Source organism: Mammaliicoccus sp. H-M34, from assembly GCF_022386495.1.
GTDB lineage: Bacteria > Bacillota > Bacilli > Staphylococcales > Staphylococcaceae > Mammaliicoccus > Mammaliicoccus fleurettii.
Genome location: NZ_JAJNIK010000024.1, coordinates 1 through 543 on the forward strand (window position 1 = coordinate 1; position 543 = coordinate 543).

Sequence of the window (543 nt, forward strand, 5' to 3'; positions counted from 1 at the left end):
CATTCCGTAATATCCTTAGAAAGGAGGTGATCCAGCCGCACCTTCCGATACGGCTACCTTGTTACGACTTCACCCCAATCATTTGTCCCACCTTCGACGGCTAGCTCCTAATAAAAGGTTACTCCACCGGCTTCGGGTGTTACAGACTCTCGTGGTGTGACGGGCGGTGTGTACAAGACCCGGGAACGTATTCACCGTAGCATGCTGATCTACGATTACTAGCGATTCCAGCTTCATGTAGTCGAGTTGCAGACTACAATCCGAACTGAGAATAATTTTATGGGATTTGCTTGACCTCGCGGGTTCGCTGCCCTTTGTATTATCCATTGTAGCACGTGTGTAGCCCAAATCATAAGGGGCATGATGATTTGACGTCATCCCCACCTTCCTCCGGTTTGTCACCGGCAGTCAACCTAGAGTGCCCAACTTAATGATGGCAACTAAGCTTAAGGGTTGCGCTCGTTGCGGGACTTAACCCAACATCTCACGACACGAGCTGACGACAACCATGCACCACCTGTCACTTTGTCCCCCGAAGGGGAA

At 50.6% G+C, this 543-nt stretch carries 1 rRNA gene; it reads right to left on the reverse strand.

What is annotated here, in order from left to right:
* Positions 1-19 precede the first annotated feature (19 nt).
* A 16S ribosomal RNA gene (locus LQ608_RS12365) occupies positions 20-543 on the reverse strand; the annotation flags it as partial.